The sequence below is a fragment of the Shewanella sp. UCD-KL21 genome, from assembly GCF_001957135.1.
Taxonomy (GTDB): domain Bacteria; phylum Pseudomonadota; class Gammaproteobacteria; order Enterobacterales; family Shewanellaceae; genus Shewanella.
Window position 1 is genome coordinate 26,842 of sequence record NZ_MPHK01000018.1, and the last position, 22,103, is coordinate 48,944.

At 43.0% G+C, this 22,103-nt stretch carries 22 protein-coding genes; 10 read left to right on the forward strand and 12 right to left on the reverse strand.

The annotated features are described in order from the left end of the window. Positions 1-73 precede the first annotated feature (73 nt). From BM739_RS15120 to BM739_RS15130, 3 genes are read left to right on the forward strand one after another with little or no spacing between them, the layout of a single operon-like run. Positions 74-1,144: a CDP-glycerol glycerophosphotransferase family protein gene (locus BM739_RS15120; protein WP_076542068.1), complete on the forward strand. Its 1,071-nt coding sequence runs from the start codon at positions 74-76 to the stop codon at positions 1,142-1,144. Then, entirely contained in the window at positions 1,141-1,533 is a 393-nt protein-coding gene (locus BM739_RS15125) for an adenylyltransferase/cytidyltransferase family protein (RefSeq protein WP_076542070.1), read from the forward strand. Before BM739_RS15120 ends, BM739_RS15125 begins: the two co-directional genes overlap by 4 nt. Before the next feature lie 38 nt (positions 1,534-1,571). After that, positions 1,572-2,309 (forward strand): glycosyltransferase family 25 protein, encoded by a 738-nt coding sequence (locus tag BM739_RS15130; protein ID WP_254843558.1) that lies wholly within the window; start codon positions 1,572-1,574, stop codon positions 2,307-2,309. On the opposite strand, the gene BM739_RS15135 is transcribed toward BM739_RS15130, so the two are convergent. Beyond that, the gene (locus BM739_RS15135) at positions 2,306-3,112 is read right to left on the reverse strand and encodes a glycosyltransferase family 2 protein (RefSeq protein ID WP_083698190.1); all 807 of its coding nucleotides are present in this window, start codon (positions 3,110-3,112) and stop codon (positions 2,306-2,308) included. The genes BM739_RS15130 and BM739_RS15135 overlap by 4 nt on opposite strands. A gap of 172 nt (positions 3,113-3,284) precedes the next feature. On the opposite strand from BM739_RS15135, the gene coaD reads away from it, so the two are divergent. Both coaD and BM739_RS15145 read left to right on the forward strand, forming a co-directional pair. Continuing rightward, complete coding sequence (gene coaD, locus BM739_RS15140; RefSeq protein ID WP_076542073.1) at positions 3,285-3,788, forward strand: pantetheine-phosphate adenylyltransferase; 504 nt, start codon at positions 3,285-3,287, stop codon at positions 3,786-3,788. 22 nt (positions 3,789-3,810) lie between these two features. Beyond that, positions 3,811-5,346: a capsule assembly Wzi family protein gene (locus BM739_RS15145; RefSeq protein ID WP_254843559.1), complete on the forward strand. Its 1,536-nt coding sequence runs from the start codon at positions 3,811-3,813 to the stop codon at positions 5,344-5,346. Positions 5,347-5,497: 151 nt separating this feature from the next. On the opposite strand, the gene mutM is transcribed toward BM739_RS15145, so the two are convergent. The 8 genes from mutM to BM739_RS15185 all read right to left on the reverse strand — a co-directional run bounded on the left by mutM (position 5,498) and on the right by BM739_RS15185 (position 12,578). After that, positions 5,498-6,310 carry a bifunctional DNA-formamidopyrimidine glycosylase/DNA-(apurinic or apyrimidinic site) lyase gene (gene mutM / locus BM739_RS15150; protein ID WP_076542075.1) on the reverse strand — a complete coding sequence of 271 codons (813 nt, stop codon included), beginning with the start codon at positions 6,308-6,310 and terminating at the stop codon, positions 5,498-5,500. An 11-nt stretch (positions 6,311-6,321) separates the two neighbouring features. Then, the gene (locus BM739_RS15155; protein WP_076542077.1) at positions 6,322-6,786 is read right to left on the reverse strand and encodes a hypothetical protein; all 465 of its coding nucleotides are present in this window, start codon (positions 6,784-6,786) and stop codon (positions 6,322-6,324) included. Between the two features lie 124 nt (positions 6,787-6,910). Continuing rightward, a complete protein-coding gene (moaA, locus tag BM739_RS15160) occupies positions 6,911-7,897 on the reverse strand; it encodes a GTP 3',8-cyclase MoaA (protein WP_076542078.1) in 987 nt (328 codons plus the stop codon). 23 nt (positions 7,898-7,920) lie between these two features. Then, positions 7,921-9,735 carry a bifunctional molybdopterin-guanine dinucleotide biosynthesis adaptor protein MobB/molybdopterin molybdotransferase MoeA gene (locus tag BM739_RS15165; protein ID WP_076542081.1) on the reverse strand — a complete coding sequence of 605 codons (1,815 nt, stop codon included), beginning with the start codon at positions 9,733-9,735 and terminating at the stop codon, positions 7,921-7,923. Positions 9,736-9,774: 39 nt separating this feature from the next. After that, on the reverse strand, positions 9,775-10,359 hold the full coding sequence (mobA, locus tag BM739_RS15170) for a molybdenum cofactor guanylyltransferase MobA (RefSeq protein WP_076542084.1): 585 nt from the start codon (positions 10,357-10,359) through the stop codon (positions 9,775-9,777). Continuing rightward, on the reverse strand, positions 10,343-11,047 hold the full coding sequence (locus BM739_RS15175; protein ID WP_076542087.1) for an ATP-binding cassette domain-containing protein: 705 nt from the start codon (positions 11,045-11,047) through the stop codon (positions 10,343-10,345). The genes mobA and BM739_RS15175 overlap by 17 nt, the downstream gene beginning before the upstream one ends. Positions 11,048-11,049: 2 nt before the next feature. Beyond that, positions 11,050-11,757, reverse strand: a complete 708-nt coding sequence (locus BM739_RS15180; protein ID WP_076542090.1) for an ABC transporter permease — start codon at positions 11,755-11,757, stop codon at positions 11,050-11,052. Continuing rightward, a complete protein-coding gene (locus BM739_RS15185; RefSeq protein WP_076542092.1) occupies positions 11,757-12,578 on the reverse strand; it encodes a substrate-binding domain-containing protein in 822 nt (273 codons plus the stop codon). Before BM739_RS15185 ends, BM739_RS15180 begins: the two co-directional genes overlap by 1 nt. A gap of 295 nt (positions 12,579-12,873) precedes the next feature. Here BM739_RS15185 and BM739_RS15190 point away from each other — a divergent pair, with 295 nt between their 5' ends. Continuing rightward, positions 12,874-14,256 carry a sigma-54 dependent transcriptional regulator gene (locus BM739_RS15190; protein WP_076542095.1) on the forward strand — a complete coding sequence of 461 codons (1,383 nt, stop codon included), beginning with the start codon at positions 12,874-12,876 and terminating at the stop codon, positions 14,254-14,256. 3 nt (positions 14,257-14,259) lie between these two features. Next, the gene (locus tag BM739_RS15195; protein WP_076542097.1) at positions 14,260-16,401 is read left to right on the forward strand and encodes a cache domain-containing protein; all 2,142 of its coding nucleotides are present in this window, start codon (positions 14,260-14,262) and stop codon (positions 16,399-16,401) included. Between the two features lie 403 nt (positions 16,402-16,804). On the opposite strand, the gene BM739_RS15200 is transcribed toward BM739_RS15195, so the two are convergent. Next, a complete protein-coding gene (locus tag BM739_RS15200) occupies positions 16,805-17,263 on the reverse strand; it encodes a GNAT family N-acetyltransferase (protein ID WP_076542099.1) in 459 nt (152 codons plus the stop codon). Between the two features lie 180 nt (positions 17,264-17,443). Next, positions 17,444-18,109 carry a 7-cyano-7-deazaguanine/7-aminomethyl-7-deazaguanine transporter gene (locus BM739_RS15205; protein WP_076542101.1) on the reverse strand — a complete coding sequence of 222 codons (666 nt, stop codon included), beginning with the start codon at positions 18,107-18,109 and terminating at the stop codon, positions 17,444-17,446. Positions 18,110-18,546: 437 nt separating this feature from the next. Between BM739_RS15205 and BM739_RS15210 the strand changes: the two genes are divergently transcribed. Then, the gene (locus BM739_RS15210) at positions 18,547-18,798 is read left to right on the forward strand and encodes a hypothetical protein (RefSeq protein WP_076542103.1); all 252 of its coding nucleotides are present in this window, start codon (positions 18,547-18,549) and stop codon (positions 18,796-18,798) included. Positions 18,799-18,812: 14 nt separating this feature from the next. Further along, the gene (locus BM739_RS15215; protein ID WP_076542105.1) at positions 18,813-19,001 is read left to right on the forward strand and encodes a hypothetical protein; all 189 of its coding nucleotides are present in this window, start codon (positions 18,813-18,815) and stop codon (positions 18,999-19,001) included. A 108-nt stretch (positions 19,002-19,109) separates the two neighbouring features. On the opposite strand, the gene BM739_RS15220 is transcribed toward BM739_RS15215, so the two are convergent. After that, the gene (locus BM739_RS15220) at positions 19,110-20,411 is read right to left on the reverse strand and encodes an isochorismate synthase MenF (protein WP_076542187.1); all 1,302 of its coding nucleotides are present in this window, start codon (positions 20,409-20,411) and stop codon (positions 19,110-19,112) included. 403 nt (positions 20,412-20,814) lie between these two features. Between BM739_RS15220 and BM739_RS15225 the strand changes: the two genes are divergently transcribed. Beyond that, positions 20,815-21,993 carry an HD-GYP domain-containing protein gene (locus BM739_RS15225; protein ID WP_076542107.1) on the forward strand — a complete coding sequence of 393 codons (1,179 nt, stop codon included), beginning with the start codon at positions 20,815-20,817 and terminating at the stop codon, positions 21,991-21,993. The last annotated feature ends 110 nt before the right edge of the window (positions 21,994-22,103 follow it).

The following is a 22,103-nucleotide window of genomic DNA, read 5'->3' on the forward strand; positions in this document are numbered from 1 at the left end:
TTTGAGGCAAGTATGATATTATTTACGTGTTCTTAGTTTATATATCGTGCCAATTAATTGGAAAAGGTTAACTGTGATTTGTTTTGATGTGTTACACCCCTATTATTTACCGCAATACCTACCTGTTGCTGAAGAGCTAAAGAGAAGGTCTGTTGCGGTGAAATTTGTTATTTATAACAATAGTGAACAACATTCAGTTCTCCTTTCTATGGTTAAACGCCATCAATTAGATGTGGTGTGGGTCGATGATGAATCTGCTGCTCTCGATTACTATCTAGAGGAAAAAGCCAGTTGGGTTATTTTTGGTAATGCTTTTTCGCGCGCAAGAAGTTTAAAAGGGATTTCTAAAACCGCATTGATGCAGCATGGCGTAGGTCCTAAATCTGTTTACTATACAGTGTCGAACTCAGACATTGATGTCAGGTTTGTTGAGGGGCAATATCGCCTGAAGCGACTTCAAGAAATGTTTCCTGAAAAGACCTTTATTGATACAGGTTATGCCAAACTCGACCCTATCATACAGGGTGCGGAGCCTGGTATTGATATGGCAGGGTTAGGACTTGATCCTACAAAGCCAACGTTATTATATGCGCCGACTTTTTATCCAAGCAGCATTGAGAAAATGAGTCGAAATTGGCCAGAGCAGTTTGCTGAATATAATATTTTATTGAAACCCCATTATTTCTCGCTAATTAAACCAACATATCAAAAACAAAAAGCGCTGCTGCAACACTGGGCTTCATATAAAAATGTTTATTTAGCAGCAGTTGAAGAAACTAACTTACTGCCTTTTATGGCATCAGCTGATGTGTTAATTAGTGATGCGTCTTCAGCATTATTCGAATTTGCAGCATTGGATAAACCCGTTGTTTGGTGTGACTTCTATCATTTACGCTGGTCATATCGCGGTATTTTTAAATTTAGGTTTAAAAATAGGGTGGATCAAGATTTATACCGTTATGCCGATGTTGCTGCCCACGCTAAAACATTTAGCCAACTGAAATCAGTAGTTGACCAACAAGTTTCATCTCCAGAACTTTTTGCAGCAAAACGGGCGGAGTATACAGAGGAACTTATTGGAGTTGTTGATGGTTGTTGCAGTCACAGAATTGCGGACTATTTATTAATGGAAGGCGAAGCGTGAAGATTATTACATTTGGCACATTCGACATGTTTCATATTGGTCATTTAAACATTCTGGAGCGTGCAAAAAAGCAGGGTGACCGTTTAATTGTTGGGGTTTCATCAGACGCATTAAATTTTAGTAAAAAGTCTAGGAATCCAATTTGTGATGAAGATGCTCGAATGCGCATTGTTAGCGCATTAAAGTGTGTTGATGAGGTTTTTTTGGAGGAATCCTTAGAGCTTAAAGCCGAATATATTCGGCGACATCAAGCCGACTGCCTAGTGATGGGAGATGATTGGGCAGGTAAGTTTGATCATTTTTCTGATTTATGTAAGGTCATTTATTTGCCGCGCACACCAGCGATTTCAACGACTCAATTAATTGAAGTTGTTAAAGAAATTAAATAAAACCAAGGACGGAATTAAGACGTTTTATGAAGTTTAAAGTGTTTGTAATCAACCTGGATAAAAGCGTTGAAAGAATGGCTTTTATGCAGCAACAACTTGATCAACTCAATATTGAGTTTGAGCGAGTGCCTGCGGTATACGGTAAAGAACTGACTCAAGCTGAAATTGCTGCAGTATTTGATGAGCCAAGTAATTTAGCAAAATACGACAAAGTGCTGAATGTCGGCGAAATTGGCTGCTATTTGAGCCATGTAAATTGCTGGAATATGATGCTTGAGCAGCAATTGGACTTTGCGCTTATTTTAGAAGATGACTCAATTTTAAGCCCTGAGTTAGTATCATTATTAAAAAGTGTTAGTCAGTTATCTGCCCAGTGGGACTACATTAAGTTATGTCACGGCAGTAAACAAAAAGCGGTTATTGATACCCTTGAGCTTGATGATGGCTTTTCATTATCGACCTGCTTAAAACTGCCTTCTTCTACGCGCGGTCAGTTTGTGTCGTTAGCTGGGGCTAAAAAGCTACTTGCAACGGCAATGCCTATTGCAAGACCTGTGGATATCGATATTCAGTTTTGGTTTGAAAAGGGCTTAAATTGTTTTGTGGTGAGGCCTTTTCCTGTACAAGAGGCTGACTTTGAAAGTGAAATCTGTACTTTGGGTAACCGAAACACCACTAAGAAACATCCGCTAAAACGTATTTGGCAAAAACTATGCTTTGAGATTAAGGTAAGAGTAAATCGAAGCAAGCTCCCCAAATTGCCAAGCCTGCTTTAGCTTTGCTTGCGCTTTATGATGCCATTTTGACAATAGGTTAATTTCTTTGAAATGGCGTCATCATAAATCTGTTGATTTACCTGCTCCATTTTTCGAGACAGCTCAGGATGGTACAGGTGATAACATACTGCTAAGTGCTTTAACTGCTTTTTTGATGCCCCGTCATTGATGAGTCGAATACAAAACTCTTTATCTTCAGCGCCCCAACCTACAAAGTCACAATTAAAGCCATTGACGTTTATTGCATCTTGGCGCCAAAAGCTAAAGTTACAACTGAACACGCTGTCTGCATTTCGATTGGTTTTACTCAAGTAGTGACTTAACACGTTAGAGCGAAGGGCATTTTTATGGCCACTTTGTGCAGCAAATAACGCTGATAATGGCGAGATGGGTTCGTTAGAGGTGATTATTTTTTGGCTAAATATTTGAGATAGTCTGACACGTTTACCGGCGATGACTTGGTTCTTTTTCGCATTACTTAGGTGATCTTCAACAAAGCGAGGATGCAAAATAATATCGCCATCGATGCAAATAACATAGTCAGCCGTTGATGCTTGGATGGCATTGTTGCGACTCTGTGCTGCTCGAAAGCCTAAATCTTCTTGCCAACAATGGATTAAAGTAAACGGCAGTTGCTTGGCTTGGTAAAACGCTATTAGATCTTTGGTTTCTTGCTTGGAGCCGTCATCAGCAATAATCACTTCAGTGGGTAATACGGTTTGTGATAAACAGCTTTCTAAAGACTTGTTCAGTGCTTCAGGCCAATTATATGTGGTGATGATAAGCGAACAACTAATAGACATGGGAGCTGGTGATATCAAGTGAGGTTAGGCTTATTTTAGCACTTTATAGTTTGGGGCGAATAAGATTTTAGTGGGAAATATGCCAAAACACGACCTGTATCAAATCAAACTTTGATGCGAGTATTTGATACTGATAAACTAGCTGGCATTACTCTACACAGTGAATTTTCAAATGCATAGACGCGCAATTTACCCAGGTACTTTTGATCCCGTTACTAATGGCCATGCTGATTTAATTGAGCGAGCGGCGAAATTATTTGGTCACGTTATTATCGGCATTGCCTCAAATCCGTCAAAACAGCCGATGTTCACTCTTGAAGAGCGTGTAGAGCAAGTTAATTTAGTGACGGCCCATTTAGACAATGTGGAGGTGGTTGGCTTTACTGGTTTATTAGTTGATTTTGCTAAAGAGCAACAGGCGAGCGTGTTAGTACGTGGTCTGCGAGCTGTGTCAGATTTTGAATATGAATTTCAACTAGCCAATATGAATCGCCGTTTGAGCCCAGATTTAGAAAGTGTCTTTTTGACCCCTGCGGAAGAAAACTCATTTATCTCCTCTACCTTGGTAAAAGAAGTTGCTCTGCATGGCGGAGATGTAAGTCAATTTGTCCATCAGGATGTTGCCGCTTCTTTGCTGCAAAAAATTGCTTCAATTAAATTACAGCAGACGAAGTAATCGCCTGCTAATGCCATTATTCATGACATCACAACATAAGCCTAAAATGAAATCATCGCAGTCGCAATTTAAACATCGTTCATTCACAAAGCGCTTCTTAGGACTTGGCTTTGGCAGTTTATGCTTAAGTTCGGCACTTTCGGCTGCGCCTTGGGTTGATACCTCAGATATTTACCTACGGGCAGATATTCAGGCGCTGGCAGATGCTGGTGTGATCACGGTACCTATCAATACATTTCCACTGATGTGGTCTGGTATTGGAAAGGATTTAACCAAAGCGGAACCTTCATTAATGAAGCCCGCATTAGTCGATGCGTTTGCTCGAGTGAACTTTTATTATCAAAATGCTGTTGGCAATAAAGGGAACACCAGTATTACAGCAACTGCTGCGACCGATGAAGCAAGGTTTCAACACTTTGGCTCGGATTATCGTGAAAAAGGTGAACTCAAAGCTTCTCATGAATATATGGGCGAGCGCTTCGCTTATAAGGTGTCAGCCTCAGCTAACTACGATCCCCAAGATGATAAAGAATTTCGCTTAGACGACTCTTATATGGCGGTGGTATTGGGTAACTGGATTGTCACTGCAGGCAGCTTTGAGCAGTGGTGGGGCCCAGGTTTTGATTCGGGATTACACAAATCGAATAACGCTCGGCCTATGCCATCACTGATGGTGAGTCGTAACAATGCTGAGGCGTTTGAAACCCCATGGCTTTCGTGGCTGGGCGCGTGGAACCTCACTGGTGGGGTAAGCATGATGGATGAAGACCGTTATGCACCCAATGCGTTATTGTGGAATGTGCGCGGCTCAATAAAACCATTAAGGCAATTAGAAATCGGCCTTTCTTGGACGGCACAGTTTTGTGGCGAAGGTCAAGAGTGCGATTGGGACTCTGCTTGGAAGTCGATTACTGGCCAGCGTGATTGTCGCAATGATACCGGTAGTGGCTGCTCAAATTACGGCAATCAAATGGCGGGTTTTGATGTGCGCTATTCAGATACTTTTTGGGATGTGCCGGTGGGTATTTTTCTTGAGCGCACCTGTGAAGATTCAAAGGGTGAACCGTGGGAAATAGCCGATTGCGCTAAAATGTATGGTGTAGATACCCGCTTTAGTTTTGCCTCACAGCAATATAAGCTATTTTTTGAATATACAGATACTATGGTATTTTGCGGTGAAGACCCGAATGCCTTTAATTGCTTCTATGAGCACAGCACCTATAAAAGTGGTTCTCGTAACTATGGCCGCGCGATTGGCAGTACCTATGACAGTGATGCTCAGGTGTATGCACTGGGGTTAATTGGCCAGTTTTCAAATAGCCATGCATTTACTTCTATTTTACGTTATGCCCAATTAAATAAAGATGGCGAAAGTCCAAGTCATGGCTGGGCGCCGCAGCCACCGAAAGAAGATTTACTCATGCTGGAGCTGTCTTATCGTATGCCATTATTAAGCGGCATGATGACCTTTGGTGGCAGCGTATCGCAATCAGAGTTTGAAGTGGAAGACAGTGAAGTAGATGGCACTTTATATACTCGTTACCAGTATAAGTTTTAATTAAGCGCTGCAATCTACTTAATAAAACCGCTGGCTGAAATTTGCTCAACAAAAAGCCTCAATAGCTATGCTATCGAGGCTTTTTGTTTTCTCCACTTAATACTCTTAAGCAAGGTAAGGCTTGTTCAGCGCTATTTCACCCTCAACAATCTTATGTCTGGCATAGCCCACAAAATACCGTGGTGCGTTGACCTAAACGTATTTCACTTAATAGATTGCCGCATTCAGTGCAGTTTTCGCCGCCACGGCCATAAACATGTAACTTTTGGGCGAAGTAACCGGGTTTGCCATCAGCATTGGTAAAATCTTTTAAGGTGGTGCCGCCTTGTTTAATGGCTTGGGCTAAAATCAGTTTCACTTCAGTTACCAAAATTGTTAAGCGTTCAATATCAATTGAACCAGCGGCTGCTTGAGGATGAATGCCTGCGGCAAATAGGGCTTCATTGGCATAAATATTCCCCACACCGACCACAATGTGATTGTCCATTAAACACAGTTTGATGGCCTTTTTCTTATTGGCGAGGGCATTGTGTAGTTGCACTGGATTAAAGTCTTCACACAGTGGCTCAGGGCCTAATTTGGCTAATAATGGATGTGCTTCTTCAGGTAATTCATACCATAACCATGCACCAAAGCGTCTTGGGTCATTGAACCTCAGAATGCGGCCATTTTCTAACGCCAAATCAATGTGGTCATGTTTTTCTGCTGGGGTGTTGGCTGGTAAAATTCGTAAACTCCCCGACATGCCTAAATGGACTATGGTGATCCCCGCGTCAGTATCTATCAGTAAATACTTAGCGCGGCGACGTACATTTCGGATAGTTTGGCCGATAATATTGCGGCAAATATCAGGCACAGGCCAACGTAACGAACCATTACGAATAATAAGGTCGCGAACGGTTTGATCGACTAAATAGGGCGATATTCCTTGGCGAGTGACTTCAACTTCCGGTAATTCAGGCATAGGGCTCTCTATTATTCTTGTGTGTGGCTGGCAATGATAGGGATGAGTTCAGTACGTAAGCTTGGCGGGATCTGGTACCAATTATCAGCGGCTGACTGCAATAACCCATACTGGGGGTAATATTGCCAAAGCTGTCCTTGTGGGGTGTGATTTATCGCAATCACTAACGATTGCGCTGCCGGTAACTGTTGGCGCTCTGCATCACTTATGCTGGTGGGGGAGATTGCTAATTGACTCCAAGCCTCGGCTAAAGTTTTACAGTTTAAAACACTTGCAGAGCAGACCCAGCCGTTAGCGCCTTTATTAAGCCAAATATCATCGAATTGCAATTGAGTTAACTGGTTAGTTTCATCAAATAATGCTTGGGCATCATCGGGCATTTGATTGGTTTTTGAGTCGATAAAGGTTAGCACTGCCACCATGAAAACACAGGCAATGATCAGGATGTTATTCCATTTTTTTCGAGATAAGGCCATAAACTAACGTGCTAGTGATTGTTAGTCTTAGTGTATATCAAAGCTAGCCTTAGTGGGTAACCCTTGGTGGTTATCTGCTAAGGCTAGTTAATGAAGGCGGTTGATTTGCGTAAGTAAAAACGGCTTAACCGCCAGTGGTGTTCATAAATCGCAGAATTTGCACGCCATCATCGGTGCCAAAGTAGTGCTCTTTGGGTTTTTGTTGAATGCCATCCAAAATCGCTTGTTTTAGCTTATCAATATTACCTGGATGTGCTCTAACAATCGCTTTTAAATCAACCGAGTTTTCATTACCTAAACACAATAATAAACGGCCTTCGACTGTCACTCTGACGCGATTACATTCATGGCAGAAGCTATTACTGTGGGGCGAGATAAAGCCAATATGAATACTGTGATCTGCCATTTTGAAATAACGTGCTGGCCCACCAGTGCGCTTGCTTGACGGCACTAACGGATAGCGCGCTTCAATAAGGGCTCTGACTTCTTCACTAGAGCAATGACGACTGCGTTTGCGCTCATCAATAACCCCTATAGGCATCTCTTCAATAAAGGTGATGTCTAGTTCACGCTCACGACAAAAGTCGATTAAATCTAAGATTTCATGGTCGTTTTTGCCACGCAAAATTACCGCGTTGATTTTGATATGCTTAAAGCCTGCAGCTTTAGCGGCATCAATACCTGCAATCACCCGTTCAACTTTACCGTTGCGAGTCATTTCAGTGAATAGCTCAGGGTTGAGGGTATCTAAGCTGATGTTCAAGCGCTTTAAACCAGCATCATGCATTGGCTGAGCAAGTTTACTTAAGCGTGAGCCATTAGTGGTCATGGATAAATCATCTAAACCAGGCAATTTACCTAATAACTCAATAAGCTTATCGCAATCGGTTCTTACTAAAGGTTCGCCGCCAGTTAAGCGGATTTTCTTTACTCCGAGTTCGGTAAAGGCTTGTGCAATCCATGCGAGTTCTTCTAAGGTGAGTACTTGCTCTCTAGGCAGAAAGCTTGGATCTTCGCTCATGCAATATACACAGCGAAAATCACAGCGGTCAGTGACCGATAAACGTAAGTACTCTACTTTTCGATTAAAACTGTCGACGATTAAACTCATGAATTAGTACATCTTATGGTTAGTTATAACAGTTCAGCAAAAGGCTGAATGAAGACTTGCTGGCCAGGCATGACGGCATCTTCGGCTTCACCGATAATAACCAGACAATTTGCCTTAACCATGGAGTTCAACATCCCTGAACCCTGTGCCCCTGTTGAGGTCACATGTAACCGTCCATCATTGCTTAACGAGTAAACACCGCGCACAAACTCTGTTCGACCAGTGCGGCTTTTTAAGATGCTATCTGTTATTGCAGGTAAATATTGTGGCTGCCAATTACTTTCGCCAGCCAGTTTACGAATTGCAGGTTGTACAAATTGTAAAAACGACACCATTACCGCCACGGGATTACCCGGTAAGCCAAAGAATAAACTGTCGTTTACTTGGCCAAAGGCTAATGGTCGACCTGGACGCATATTAATGCGCCAGAAGTTTATTTTACCAATTTTAGCTAACACTGTTTTGATGTAGTCAGCATTTCCGACAGAAACTCCACCAGAACTGATCACAATATCGGCATCAACACTGGCTTGTTGTAGCGCAGCCGTTAATGATGTTTCGCTATCTTCAATAATGCCTAAATCAATGACTTTACAGCCTAACTTTTGCGCCATTGATTTAATGGTGTAGCGATTAGAGTCGTAAATACAGTTGGCTTTTAATGGCTCGCCCGGTTGACTCACTTCATCGCCAGTGGAAAACACCGCCACCACAGGTTGTTTAACCACATCTGCAGAGGCTAACCCCAATGAGGCTAATAAGCCTTGTTCGGCGGCTTGTAAACGATGACCTTTTGCTAATGCTAAGGCATCTTTGGCAATATCTTCACCAGCAAGTCTGACATGCTGACCGGCATCCACTTTACCTTGTAATTGTACTTGGCCATCTTGTTCAATCACCAATTCACGTGCTTCGACAGTGTCAGCGCCCGTTGGCACGGTTGCACCAGTCATAATGCGCACGGCTTCGCCCGGGTTTAATGTGCCTGGATATTGGTGTCCTGCAAGGACTTCACCCATTAATTTTAATGGCGCAACAGGGTTACTCGGGCTGTTATCAGCACTGTAAGCAAAAGCGTAACCATCCATTGCTGAATTGGTTTGCTGGGGCACGTTAACCGGTGAAATGGCATCGCTCGCGAGTACGCGATTGGCAGCGTCATCGATAGTGACTTGTTCACTGGTTGTCAGTGGCGTAACCATGGCCATAAGTTGCTCTAAACCTTGGGCAACCGATAAAAATTTCTGCTCATCGCTGACGGGTGTTGCTAGCGCTGGGATCGGTAAAGCCACTTCAGGCGCTTGCCACTTTTGACTGTATTCAATTACAAAGTCGGCAATTTGGCCGACGTTATTTAAATCGAGTCGGGTTAACTCGGCCGGTGTTTCGGTGTCGTCACAACACGCGATAGCGACAATGTTTTCATCATGGGTATGGATCAGTGGCTTGCCGTGGGCGGCGCGGTGCAGTTCAATTTTAGGCAGTTGCAGCTTTTTAAAGCCCTCAACAAGTACGATATCTACTTTATCTGCTTCAATTTGTTTGAGTAAGTGCGGTAATTGTGGGTCACCATCAACCGCGTCTTCAGTCATTAATGCCCAGCGAACATGGGAGGCGACCAGCATTTGCTTAGCCCCTGCTTTACGCATTTCGTAACTGTCTTTTCCCGGAATATCCACATCAAAATTATGGTGCGCGTGTTTAATTACTGCTAAACGTAACCCACGACGATTTAATTCAGGAATAAGTTGTTTTAACAAGGTGGTTTTACCGGTGCCGCTATAGGCACAGAATCCAAGAACAGGAATACTCAGCGGATTGGAAAACGGTATACTCATAAAGACCTCATTGTTGGCTTGTTACTGTGCTGCCACAGCTTACTTGGCATTCTCGATGACAAGTTTTTGTTCAAGTGTGTTCACATTAACAAATGCATTAGGTTGATCGGCAAAGCTGGTAACAACGTGTTTTTGCTTTTCATACCATAAAAATATTTTTCGATCGCCGGCGTCTAAAAAGGCCTGCATCGACTGTTTTAATTCAGGTTTTAATAACATCACCACAGGTTGGTGATGCTCGCCATCGCTGGCTACCGCGATATCAGCATCGGCAGCTTTTAACGAGGCATACATGCGCTCACATAAATCTGTTGGTAGCATGGGGCTATCACAAGGCACCACTAATAATAACTCGGCATCTGTATGCTCCATGGCGGCGACCATGCCGGCTAACGGGCCCAAATAACCACTTTCTTTATCACTGATAACCTCAAACCCCAGCTCTGCATATTGTTGCTGGCTTCGATTGGCATTAATGATGATGCGATTCACTTGTGGCTGAACTCGCTCAATGGTGTGGCTGATCATTGGCTTGTTATTGAGTTCAACTAAGCCTTTGTCAATCCCGCCCATTCTTCTGGCCATTCCGCCGGCTAAAATGACGGCATCAATTTGCACTGACATATTGAAACTCCTGTGATTGTTCAACGCTGGGGATATGATCGCTGGCCACAACGTTGTTGTCAGCAATATGCCAATGCTTCTGACATAAGGCCGTTAAGCCGCAGGTTTGATGACTACTAATAATTAGACCTGTGCCTTCTTGTTTTAGCTGGTTTATCATCGCTAAAACCAGTTCTTGCGATTGCTTATCCATATTGGATATTGGCTCGTCTAGCATTAACAATTTAGGTTGGCTTATCCAAGCTCTGGCTAGCGCTAATCGTTGGCGTTCACCGCCAGATAAGTCAGTGGCATTACTGTGTAATAATGCCCCTAATTGCGCCATGTCGATGGCTTGGTTAATACGCAGCTGAAGTTGCTCGGCGCTAAACTTGTCTTTAGGTAAGGCGTAGCGCAAGTTGTATTCCACATTACCATCAAACAAGTAGGCATGTTGGTGAAGATAAACCGCTTTGCCTAGTAAGGTGTTTGGTTGCCACCATTTTGGCGCGGCAAATCCTTCAGCTGTAACTTCACCTAATGACGGCTTTACGATCCCCGCCAGTAGTTTCATGAGGGTGGATTTACCACTGCCATTGTCCCCTTGCAGGTAAATGACATCGCCTTCACAAAAACTTAGGCTGTCAAAAGCAAACAACTTTCTTGCTTTAAATTGCACCTGAATGTTTTTCGCGGTCACTTTAACCATGATTACTGACTCCTTGGCATGGCTTTGCCACGCAGTGAGCCGATGGCGAAATTAATCACAATCGCTAAAATCAGCAGCACTAATCCTAGTGCGATAGCTTGGGCAAAGTCGCCTTTGCTGGTTTCTAAGGCTATGGCGGTGGGAATATTACGGGTGTGGTGCAAAATATTGCCCCCCACCATCATTGAGCAACCCACTTCAGTCAAAATACGGCTAAAAGCCGCAATAATGGCCAATAATAACGGCACGCGCAGTTCGCGACATACGGTCCAAATCGCCCGCTGCCAAGATGCCCCAAGGGTGCGGGATGTTTCCCATGCGCGGCGGTCTACACTACTAAATGCCGCTTGCGATAATGCGATTAGCACCGGCGCACAAATCATCATTTGCCCTAAAATCATACCTTGCTGAGTAAACAACCAGCGTAAGTCCCCCATTGGCCCATTTCGGGTGAGCAGCAAATAAGCCAGCAAGCCGATAACGACAGTGGGGATCGACTGTAAGGTTTGCACTATGTTGGTGACAAACCAGCGCCCAGGAAACTGGTAAGATGCCAGCAAAAAGCCCAACACAATTGATGGGATCAAGGTGATGAGCAGCGCCGCAAAAGAGACGGAAAAAGATACACTTATGATAGACCATACATCGGGGTCTAACGAAAGCAGCAAGCTAAATGCTTGCTGCAGTAGGGCTAACCAGCCTTCATTCATTACTTATATGTTGCCTTAAATAATTGCTCTCCCTGAACTTTAAAGTCATTAATCATTTGCTGAGCCGCTGGGCTAATAAACCAATCGCTTAATGCCTTAGCGCCTTGATGATTCAATTCAGGGTATTTTTCTGCGTTAATTAGGATAATTTGATAAGGGTTTGCTAAATCGGCGCCGCCTTCGAATGTAATTGCTAAATCTAATTTAGCTTTGTAAGCAACAAACGTTCCACGATCTGTCAGTGTATAGGCTTGTTTCTCATTGGCCATCAGTAAGGTTTTACCCATTCCTTGGCCAATTGAAGTATAGCCTGAAAAATCCGGTGATACTGAAGCTTGTTTCCAAATTGCGAGCTCTTTCATATTGGTGCCAGAATTATCACCGCGTGAGATAAAACTGTTGTCCGATGCTGCTATTTTTTGAAACGCTTCAACGACATCATCGCTTGTTGACAGCTTAGCAGGATCGGCAATTGGGCCTAAAACCACAAAATCGTTTTCCATAATCCCGCGTGGATGAGTGCCATAACCGTCATTAACAAACTTAGCTTCAGCAGCTGGTGCATGGGTCATTACTACATCGACATCACCTTGACTGGCCAGTTTTAGTGCTTTACCAGTACCCGTGGCGATAACCTGTACCTTATAACCAGATTCAGCTTCAAATGTTGGCAAAATAGTGCGTAAAAGACCTGAGTTGTCGGTGCTGGTGGTGGTCGCAAGCTTGATCACTTGTTCTGCATTTGCTGAGGCGCTCATCAAAGTGCTAGATAATAATGTGACACTGAATGCTGCAGTTATAGCTGATTTTAGACTAAACATTTTTAATTCCTTGAAGAGATAATCACTAAAACATCATATTTATGGGTTAAAAAAACAACATTTACATTAAGTTATCCTAGTTACAAATAGATATAGCAAATAATATGCCAAGGATGTATCTGAAAATGCGGATCACGACTAAATTTAAAATTGTGATCTAGATCTCGTGCGAATTATGTTTTTACAGACATATTGTCCCAGTACGCTAATTCTGGTGGGCAAACTGACCCAGCAATAGATTTTTAGTGATACGATAAGCTTTAATATAGTCAAAATGTCCAAAGTAGGCCCTCATATGAACACGAATGAATCAAACGAAAAACCGTTACCAACCGCAGTTTCGGTATTGATTGTGGATGATGAGCCAGGAATGCGCAGTTTTCTTAAAAAGGCGTTATCTAAAAAATTCGCCCTCGTAGAAACTGCTGCCACCATTGGCGAGGCAGAAAAGCTTCGCAGCCGTGGTCATTTTGATTTACTTATTGTTGATATTCGCTTGCCCGATCGCTCAGGTATCGAGTGGCACGAGGCGCTAAATGAGCCGGATCGCCAATCGGACATTATTTTTATGACCGGTTATGCCGATATGGATGTGGCGATTAAAGCCTTAAGAGCGGGCGCTTCAGACTTTATTATGAAGCCGTTTCATCTAGAGCAAATGATGACAGCCGTTGACCGCTGTATTGAGCGTCGCCTGTTAAAGCGTGAAAACTTCATGCTCCGCCGTGAGCTTTCAACCGGTCACTCAACGACCATGATTGGTAACAGCGATGCCATGATAGAAGTAAAGCAAGTCATTGAACGCGTCGCGCCAACGAATGCCGTGGTTCTCATTGAAGGTGAGTCTGGTACTGGTAAAGAGCTGGTGGCAAGACAGTTACACCAGCTTAGCGGCCGCACTGGCGCATTTGTGCCGGTTAACTGCGGCGCCATAGCGCCAGAGCTACTTAGCAGTGAGCTTTTTGGTCACACCGCAGGCGCTTTTACTGGCGCGAAAGGCACCCGTGAAGGTTTATTCAGCTTTGCCTCTGGCGGGACAATTTTCTTAGATGAAATTGGTGAAATGCCAATGAAAATGCAAACAGCGCTGTTAAGGGTTTTAGAGCAAAAATCTATCAGACCAGTTGGCAGTGAAAAAGAAGTCGCCATTGATGTCAGGGTGGTCGCGGCAACAAATCGTTTGTTATCAGAAGAGGTTGCCGCCGGTAACTTCAGAAGCGATTTATATTATCGACTCAATGTACTTAATATCTTGATCCCCCCTTTACGCACCCGTCCTGAGGATGTCATTGAGTTAACCCACCACTTTACTTGGCAATTAGCCCGTGAATTAGGGGTTAAAGAGGTGATTTGGAGCCATGAAGATATACAGGTCCTGCAACAGCATGAGTGGCCCGGTAATATTCGTGAGCTGCGCAATATGATTGAGCGCTGTATTTTATTGGGTAAACCGCCTGCAGAGTATTGGAAAAAAGCGCCAGAAACAGAGGTCATAACCCAAGCAGGCTTTCCGTTAAATTGGCCATTAAAAGAAGTGGAAAAACAACATGTGATGAGTGTGGTTGATGCCAATAATGGCAATAAGTCAGCGGCTGCCCGCGATTTAGGGGTGTCTCGAAAAACCTTAGATCGTAAATATAAAGAATGGTTTGATGCTGAACCGGATAAGGAAGCTTAAATCGTGTCGGTATTTAGTCAAATGTTTGGAGTTAGCTGGCAGCAAATGCAGGCTAAAGTGCGTTATCGCATTTTAATCCTGACATTATTACCCATTTTGCTAACTCTGATTAGCTTAGTGTTCATTACCATTTACTGGAACATTAGTTATACCGGTAAACAGCTGTTTATGAAGGTTAAGGCTGATTTGACTGTGGCCACCAACACCCTTGAAGAAGTTCAGCGCCAACAAGAAATTCAATTACTTAACGTGAGTCAATCATGGGACTTTCAAAATGCCTTCCAGCAAATCAAGCAAGGCGATTCATCCCAGATAGACAAAATTAATCAATATCTGGAGCAACAAAAGCAGTTTCTACAACTGGATATATTAAGGCTAATCAAAGTTGAGCAAGCTGCGGCCGATCCCGATTTGCGGATAATGTTACCCAAAATCCAACAGCAACAACCCTTGTCTGGTTTGATGGTGTTATCAGCCAAACGTCTGGCTCGTCTCGACCCCGATTTAGCCAGTATCGCCCGTATTCCTATATCGGCCACTTTAAGGGCGCAAGAGCCCACCAAAAGTGAAGAAACCCGCGGCATGTTAAGCCGGAGTTTATTACCCATATTAAATGAAAATGGCCAAGTGAATTGGTATCTCGATGGTGGGATTTTATTTAATCGTAATACCGTCATCGTCGATCATATTCGCGACTTGGTATACGACGAGGGCACCTTGCCTGAGCGCTCAATTGGCACAGTGACTATTTTTCTTGATAATGCCCGCATTAGTACCAATGTGCCTATGGATCTATTTTCGCCCCATGAAACAGCGAGCCAATCGAGGGCATTAGGCACCTTAGTATCAGAAGATGTGCGCCAGAAAGTCTTGGTTGAAGGGGAGTCGTGGGTTGACCGTGCCTTTGTATTAAATGACTGGTTTATTTCTGGTTATTCACCGCTAAAAGATATCCGTGGTAAACGTATTGGGATGATTTACTCAGGTTTTTCTGAGTCGCCTTTTATACACACCTATATTCTCAACATTCTCGAACTTGGCACCATTTTAATGCTGGTGTTGTTGGTGTCTGGTTTCTTGGTTTATCGAGGGGCTAATAGCTTACTTGAGCCCATTGAGCGCATTCATCATGTGGTCAAAGCGGTGCAGTCAGGCCGAGATTTACGTATAGGTGAGTTGGGATTAGAGCATGATAATGAGCTATCTAATTTGGCAGAGCAATTTGACCACATGCTGGACTTACTGCAGCGACGTAATAACCAAATTCAGCTAGCGGCAGAGCAGCTTGAAGTGAAAGTGGAGCAACGTACCCGTAGCTTGCAAGACAAAACCGAAGAGCTGCAACGTAACGTGGCCTTGCTGAATGAAACAAGACATCAACTGGTCACCAATGAGAAGTTAACCGCCTTAGGGGAGTTAACCGCCGGTATTGCCCATGAAATTAATAATCCTACCGCGGTTATTTTAGGCAATATGGAACTGATGAAGTATGAGCTTGGTAGTAAGGCTGTTGCTGTTGAAGAAGAAATTGAACTGGTTATTCAACAGGTAGGCAGAATAAGCACCATTATTCGCAGCTTGTTGCAGTATAGCCGCCCCGGTGAGTTTAATGCACCGCTTGAAATGCACCCAGTGCAACCGATGATCGAAGAAATGTTAGTACTGGTTAGGCACTCGATTGAAAAGCAAGAAGTCGAACTCATCAAAGACATTAATAGCCAATGCACGGTGCAAGTGAATCAGCCGCAAATCTTGCAAGTGCTCATTAACCTAGTGGTCAACGCTGCCCACGCCATTGAAAATAAAGGCCGTATTTGGGTCAGAGCCAATGATTGGCTTGAAAACGGCGAGGTTGTCGGGGTAAAAATTGAAGTGGAAGACGAAGGCATGGGCATTAAACCTGAGCGCTTAAGTCGTATCTTCGACCCTTTTTACACCACCCGTAAAGACGGTACAGGCTTAGGCTTATCGCTCAGTTACGGCATTATCAAGCGCATTGGTGGCACCATTGAGGTGAAGTCAACCTTAGGCAAAGGCACCATATTTACTATTGGGCTTTATCACAAAGCCAAAGAAGAACAAGAAAACAACCCCTATGATGGACTGCATTTTGAAGACAATAGCCGCCTAGATAGTGACGCTTAGCTGTTTATGGTACTAGCTGTTTATGGTATTAGCTGTTTATCGCAATAGCTGCTTATAGCGTTGTGCATGTGTGTTTTCGCGAGTGAGCTTTAGCGGCTTGGTTGAGGAATTCAGATTGTAATTGAGTAAATCGCAGATAAAAAAAAGCCAGGTGATGAGCCTGGCCACTAAGAGTGTATGAGCAATGTCGTGCTTGCAGACTCAGAGGGTATTAATAGGAGATGAAGCTATTAATAAGAACTGAGTTTTGGAACGCAGATAAATAATAATCATTATCATTTAGATTTGCAACTTGTTAGTTAAATTATTTTCAACTTTACAAAGCCTTTACAAATGTTCTGCAAGCTCTTTGCCGCCGTTCAATGACTTTTATCGCTCAAATCGACTCTGTCTATCTTGGTTGTTAAGCTAATTCTTTATGCAAAAACAATTTGTTATCTGCAGGGTCTGCTGCTGGTTCCACTTGAGTAATGTGGTATTGGTTAGTGACCAACATCGTCAGCATGGTGTTAAATTGATTGCGAGTTTTCACCTCAAGGCGCTGATAACCTTGCTTTGTCGCCCACTTTTCTTGGTACTCGAGCATGGATTTTGCTAAACCAAGTTGCCTGAAATCAGCATCAACTCCGCCAAGCCAGCTGTAAAAACGCTGATTATCAAGCTGATAGCCTATTTTAAACCCAGCAAGTTCACCCTCAACATAAGCCAATAAAATCAAACAAGCTTGATTGTCTAATTTGCGATGTAATGATTCGACAGTTTGAGCGCGATCGAGTTCGTTAATGCGGGCGCTGATAGCGGCAATATGATTGGCCACCTCAGCAGTTAGCTCTGTATGAGCTTCAATTTGGATAGTTAGCATGTAAGATTTACTTTTGGTCGGGCCATGTCGCTTTTAATATCAGATCGGCTGATATTGAGCTGACAACAGCGAAAATATCGCCGCATATTAACTCATCGTACCAGTTAATAATGCGGCATAGCTTAAAAAATCACTAGAAAGTGTATTTTGTAAGCAGTGGCTAGCGGTGATTTGGTCACATTAGAGCGCAGTCGAGGCGCGGGTTGTATCAGATAAAACCAATCTATCGGTGAGCACTTTCAGTAATACCCCATACGCAGGTAAAAACAACCCTAAGCTAACCATAAGTTTAAAGGCGTAATCGACCGTGGCTATTTCAGGCCAGTGATTTGCCATAAATGGGTCTGATGAGGCGTAAAATGCAATACTGAAAAACACCACAGTATCAACCAAGTTACCAAAAAGAGTCGAGGCTGCAGGGGCTACCCACCAAGCTTTAGCCTTACGCAATTTAGCAAATACAGTGATATCCATTAACTGTCCGACCAAGTAAGCCACAAAGCTGGCAAGTGCGATACGAAACACAAATTGATTCCACTGGGCTAATGACTCTGCACCTTGGAAAACCCCTTGATGGAAAATCACCCCCATTACATAGGAGATCGCCAGTGCAGGTAGCATAGCTTTGAAAATAATACTGCGAGCCGCTTGCTGGCCAAATATTCTGACAGTTAAATCTGTGGCTAAATAGACAAAGGGAAAACTAAACGCGCCCCAAGTGGTGTGATAGCCAAAAATCTGAAACGGGAGTTGTACCAAATAATTGCTTGCGCAAATAATGATGATATGAAAACTGACAAGAAACATCAGTGCACGGCGACATTGCGCCTGAGATAGCATTAACATGTTGTGGCCTTTTTTATTGGGTTAGGCGGGGTGAGGGAACCCGCATATGCATGTATTTGGCGTTGCTGATTATATATTTTAGCTGACTTTAACTTGCTCAATCACTTTATTGAGTGGTGTCATTTGCGCCAAGGAGGACGCATTATAGTGAGCAAAAAATAAGATGCAACTATCGCGCGACACTTTTTCGACCTACCGTGATAATAATACGCTGATTAGCGCTATCAATAAGCAATTCAATTGCCAATATCATGCTCCTAATGCGAATTTTTTAATTGTTTTAAAAGCAGAAATATTGCTTTTAGCTGTACGGCTTGTCAGATTAAACTTTTGCTAAATTAGCTGGGCATCAATATAGAATTGATTTCTAGGAACAAATAGGGAAAGTATCCAACGTAAGTGCATGAGGCGCTTGCTAATTATAAAGGGAACTTTGAATGACCAGAATTTTATTTGCATTACTCACTAGCAGTTTTGCATTACTCAATAGTAGTGCAGTCCAGGCGGAAGAAGTCGCTTCGTCCTCGAGTTTTACTGTTGGGGCTGGATACCAATATGGCGGAGTCTTAGGGGCTCGATATCATTTTCAAAATGATAGTCATGTTTTCTCTGCGGCCTTAGGATTGGTGGGGGGGCTTTGGGTTATCAGTACTTTATTGATGAGAGTAAGTCACACGCAGTTGGATTAAGTGTAGGAAGCGAGGTGCTAACCAGTGAAGATGGTTTCGCAGTGCTCAATTATGAGTATTATCCAAGTGGCTTTGCTCATAGGGGTTGGCAATTGGGAGTCAGTGCTGGTCTTCGCCGTGAAGATGAAGGTGGCTCTTTTGGAGATAATGGCGATACTAAAACAGCTCCTGCAGCTATGGTATCAGTGGGCTATAAATTTTAGGTATTTATGTTTCAGCGTTATTTTTATAGCAAAAGATATAGCCATAAGATGCTTACCTTAATATTAAAATTCCAGTAATAAACTGGAATTTTTGTCTATTAAATAAGCTTAAAGCTCAACTAAAATGGACAAAATGGTGGTGAGTTTATTTTCTAATTCTTGCCATTCTGCCAGTGGATCTGAGCCAGCAACAATCCCCGCGCCAGCAAACAGATTAATTCGCCCCGGTTCGATTAAGGCGCTACGAATAGCCACAGAAAACTCACTTTCGTACTTATTTAAATACCCACATGCGCCCGCATACCAACCGCGATTATAACCTTCACGTTGACGGATAAAGTTTAATGCTGATTCTCGTGGTAACCCGCCCACAGCAGGGGTTGGGTGTAAAGCTTGAAGTAATTGAAAATCATTAACACCCGCTTTTAACTCGGCGCGAATAGAGCGGTGTAAATGCTGAATATGGGTTAATTTAAAAATTTTGGCTGATTCATCCGCGCCAACGTAATGGCTTAATGGCGTGAGAATATCAACAATTTGCTGCCTAACTAGTTGGTTTTCATTACTGTTTTTACTGTCTTCCAGTAATTGATTGGCAAGAAAATCATCTTCTTCTTGGTTTAAGCCACGCACCGTAGTTCCCGCAAGGGCTTCGGTAAATAACTCTTTTTGGCGGCGTAAGTATAAACGCTCAGGCGAGCATGAAATAAAGGTACGCTCAGGGCTAAATTGAAACCCAAATTGAAAGCTATTGGGGTTACGCCCTTGCCAGCAGGCTAATACCATCCACGGATCGACCACATCATTAATTTCTAACTGAGTTTGGCGCGATAGCACCACTTTAGGGGTGGTGGCATTAAATTTAGGGTTCGTTACTTGCTCAACCAATTCTTTCCAGCGCGGGTAATTTGGCAAGTCACTGCGGCCCATTAAAGGCAGTTTATTAGGTGGTGACAATGGTTTGGCTGGTTTTAGCTGGTTGATGGCTTCAATGGCCGCATTACACTCATCAGCTTGACTATTATCTTCAAAATTTAAATTGACTAAAATTTTGATGATGTTGTCATGACGGCGCAGTTCAATGCGGGGCAGTACAAAGCGAGTGCGGCCAAATTCAGGCCAGCATTCTACGGTGCGGTCAAAGGCGACGCCGCCGTAGTAGCGAATATCTTGATTAGTGCTTTTTCCACGCTGGGATTGGTAAATCGATGCCAGTAGCTCGTCATTAATTTCTTGTTCTTGCTTAAAATCTTTACAAGCACCAATCGCAGCGACTTCTTCTTGCTTGTCGCGAGCATGCCAATATATGCGTGGATATTGAGTTTGCGCCCCTAGCCAAGATAATAACGGCAAGGATTTGGCTTCTACTGAGACCTGCACAATCGGCTCTTTGACGTGAGCCAACTTCATAGCGTGTAACTTTTTGATTAACTCGTTAAAGTGCTCAAAAAAAATATGGCCAGCCAATGCAGACTCCAGAGTCAATATCTCAAAAAAATTGAAATTAAAAAGCGTAAAGGGATTTTATATGAATTATGCCTTAAGTTAGTTAAGGGTTCAAAAACTGTCAATCTTCAGGCATCGATGCTGTGATCAAAATAGCTAATATCATCAGGTACTAGGCTGTTTTTAAACTTACTTATCATTGGCTTCGCCATTTTTACATGAGCTTACACTTTGCTATATTTATTTTAGTTAATTTTGCTTAAAAAGGATAAAATGCATTTAAAATAATTACATGTAGGGCACATAAAACTCAACATGTTAGCAATTATTTACAAGATATTAAGGTTTTTAGGAGAGTTCCCCATCAATGACGCTATTACCTGAGTCCCAAGACATTATCCGTATCCCGGTAGACCGCTTAAGTCTGGGTATGTTTGTGGTGGCGATTGATCGCAATGATAGCAAAGTGGCAATTAGTAATGCAGGTCAGATCAAGCATAAAGATGCCATGGTAAAACTTGCCAAAGCCAGTATTAAAACCGTATGGGTTGATGTTGAGCGCTCAGCAGATGGCTGCGGTTTAAAGAAAAAGTCCAATTCCCCACAGGTTAAAAAAATAACCAACACCCGAGAATATAAACAAACTCAAGCTAAAAAAATCCTCACAGAAGCAAAAACATTAGTGCGTAAAGTCTTGTCTGAAACCTATCAAGGCAAGGCTGTCGAGGTGGCGCCATTTGAAGATGTTGCCGACAAAATGCTCGAGTCGGTGATGGATGATGCCGATGCGCTAAGGTGTGTATCAGCATTAAGAACCAAAGACGCTTATTTACTTGAGCATTCAGTTAACGTGGCATTTTTGCTCGTGACCTTTGGTAAGCACTTAGGCCTTGATGAATCGCTACTTAAAGAGCTTGCTGTAGGTGGGATCTTGCATGATATTGGCAAGGTGCAAGTAGATAAAAAAATCCTTAATAAGCCAGGTAAATTAACGGCAGAAGAGTTTGAGCTTATCAAGATGCATCAGGTGTATGCCATCGATATCATGAGTGATACCCAAGAGATATCTCAAGTGAGTAAAGATGTGTGTTTGATGCACCATGAAAAGCTTGATGGCAAAGGTTACCCAAAAGGCCTTAAAGGCGATGAAATTCCACTACATGGGCGCATGAGTTGTATTGTGGATATTTATGATGCGCTTACCGCGACCCGTTGCTACAAAGAAGCCATGAGTCCCGCTGCGGCATTTAAAATTTTAATGAGTTTGACGCCGTTTCATCTTGATCAAACTTTGGTGTATGAATTTATCCGCTGTGTGGGCATTTACCCTGTGGGCTCATTAGTGCAACTGTCTGATGAACGTGTGGGTATTGTATGGGAGTCAGCAGGCAGAGATGCGTTACACCCAGTGGTAAAATGCTTTTATTCACAAAAGCATCAGCGCTATACCGAAGTCACCTTAGTTGATTTACGCAAATGTAATCTTAATATTGACCGCGGTATATCACCACGGTCATTAGCCGTGGATCCGGCACCATTCTATTAGCTTTTTGTAACGTGTATTTACTGTCGCAATTAAAATAACAGCGACAGTCGTTACATTTAGTCAAATCTGTTTAAACATGTAGTCTAATTCAAACCATTTACCAAATGAGA

Excerpts from the sequence above, each read along its gene's own strand:
- BM739_RS15135 (WP_083698190.1), bottom strand. The coding sequence starts at position 3,112 with ATGTCTATTAGTTGTTCGCTTATCATCACCACATATAATTGGCCTGAA.
- coaD (WP_076542073.1), top strand. The coding sequence starts at position 3,285 with ATGCATAGACGCGCAATTTACCCAGGTACTTTTGATCCCGTTACTAAT.
- BM739_RS15145 (WP_254843559.1), top strand. The coding sequence starts at position 3,811 with ATGACATCACAACATAAGCCTAAAATGAAATCATCGCAGTCGCAATTT.
- mutM (WP_076542075.1), bottom strand. The coding sequence starts at position 6,310 with ATGCCTGAATTACCGGAAGTTGAAGTCACTCGCCAAGGAATATCGCCC.
- BM739_RS15155 (WP_076542077.1), bottom strand. The coding sequence starts at position 6,786 with ATGGCCTTATCTCGAAAAAAATGGAATAACATCCTGATCATTGCCTGT.
- moaA (WP_076542078.1), bottom strand. The coding sequence starts at position 7,897 with ATGAGTTTAATCGTCGACAGTTTTAATCGAAAAGTAGAGTACTTACGT.
- BM739_RS15165 (WP_076542081.1), bottom strand. The coding sequence starts at position 9,735 with ATGAGTATACCGTTTTCCAATCCGCTGAGTATTCCTGTTCTTGGATTC.
- mobA (WP_076542084.1), bottom strand. The coding sequence starts at position 10,359 with ATGTCAGTGCAAATTGATGCCGTCATTTTAGCCGGCGGAATGGCCAGA.
- BM739_RS15175 (WP_076542087.1), bottom strand. The coding sequence starts at position 11,047 with ATGGTTAAAGTGACCGCGAAAAACATTCAGGTGCAATTTAAAGCAAGA.
- BM739_RS15180 (WP_076542090.1), bottom strand. The coding sequence starts at position 11,757 with ATGAATGAAGGCTGGTTAGCCCTACTGCAGCAAGCATTTAGCTTGCTG.
- BM739_RS15185 (WP_076542092.1), bottom strand. The coding sequence starts at position 12,578 with ATGTTTAGTCTAAAATCAGCTATAACTGCAGCATTCAGTGTCACATTA.
- BM739_RS15190 (WP_076542095.1), top strand. The coding sequence starts at position 12,874 with ATGAACACGAATGAATCAAACGAAAAACCGTTACCAACCGCAGTTTCG.
- BM739_RS15200 (WP_076542099.1), bottom strand. The coding sequence starts at position 17,263 with ATGCTAACTATCCAAATTGAAGCTCATACAGAGCTAACTGCTGAGGTG.
- BM739_RS15205 (WP_076542101.1), bottom strand. The coding sequence starts at position 18,109 with ATGTTAATGCTATCTCAGGCGCAATGTCGCCGTGCACTGATGTTTCTT.
- BM739_RS15210 (WP_076542103.1), top strand. The coding sequence starts at position 18,547 with ATGACCAGAATTTTATTTGCATTACTCACTAGCAGTTTTGCATTACTC.
- BM739_RS15220 (WP_076542187.1), bottom strand. The coding sequence starts at position 20,411 with ATGAAGTTGGCTCACGTCAAAGAGCCGATTGTGCAGGTCTCAGTAGAA.
- BM739_RS15225 (WP_076542107.1), top strand. The coding sequence starts at position 20,815 with ATGACGCTATTACCTGAGTCCCAAGACATTATCCGTATCCCGGTAGAC.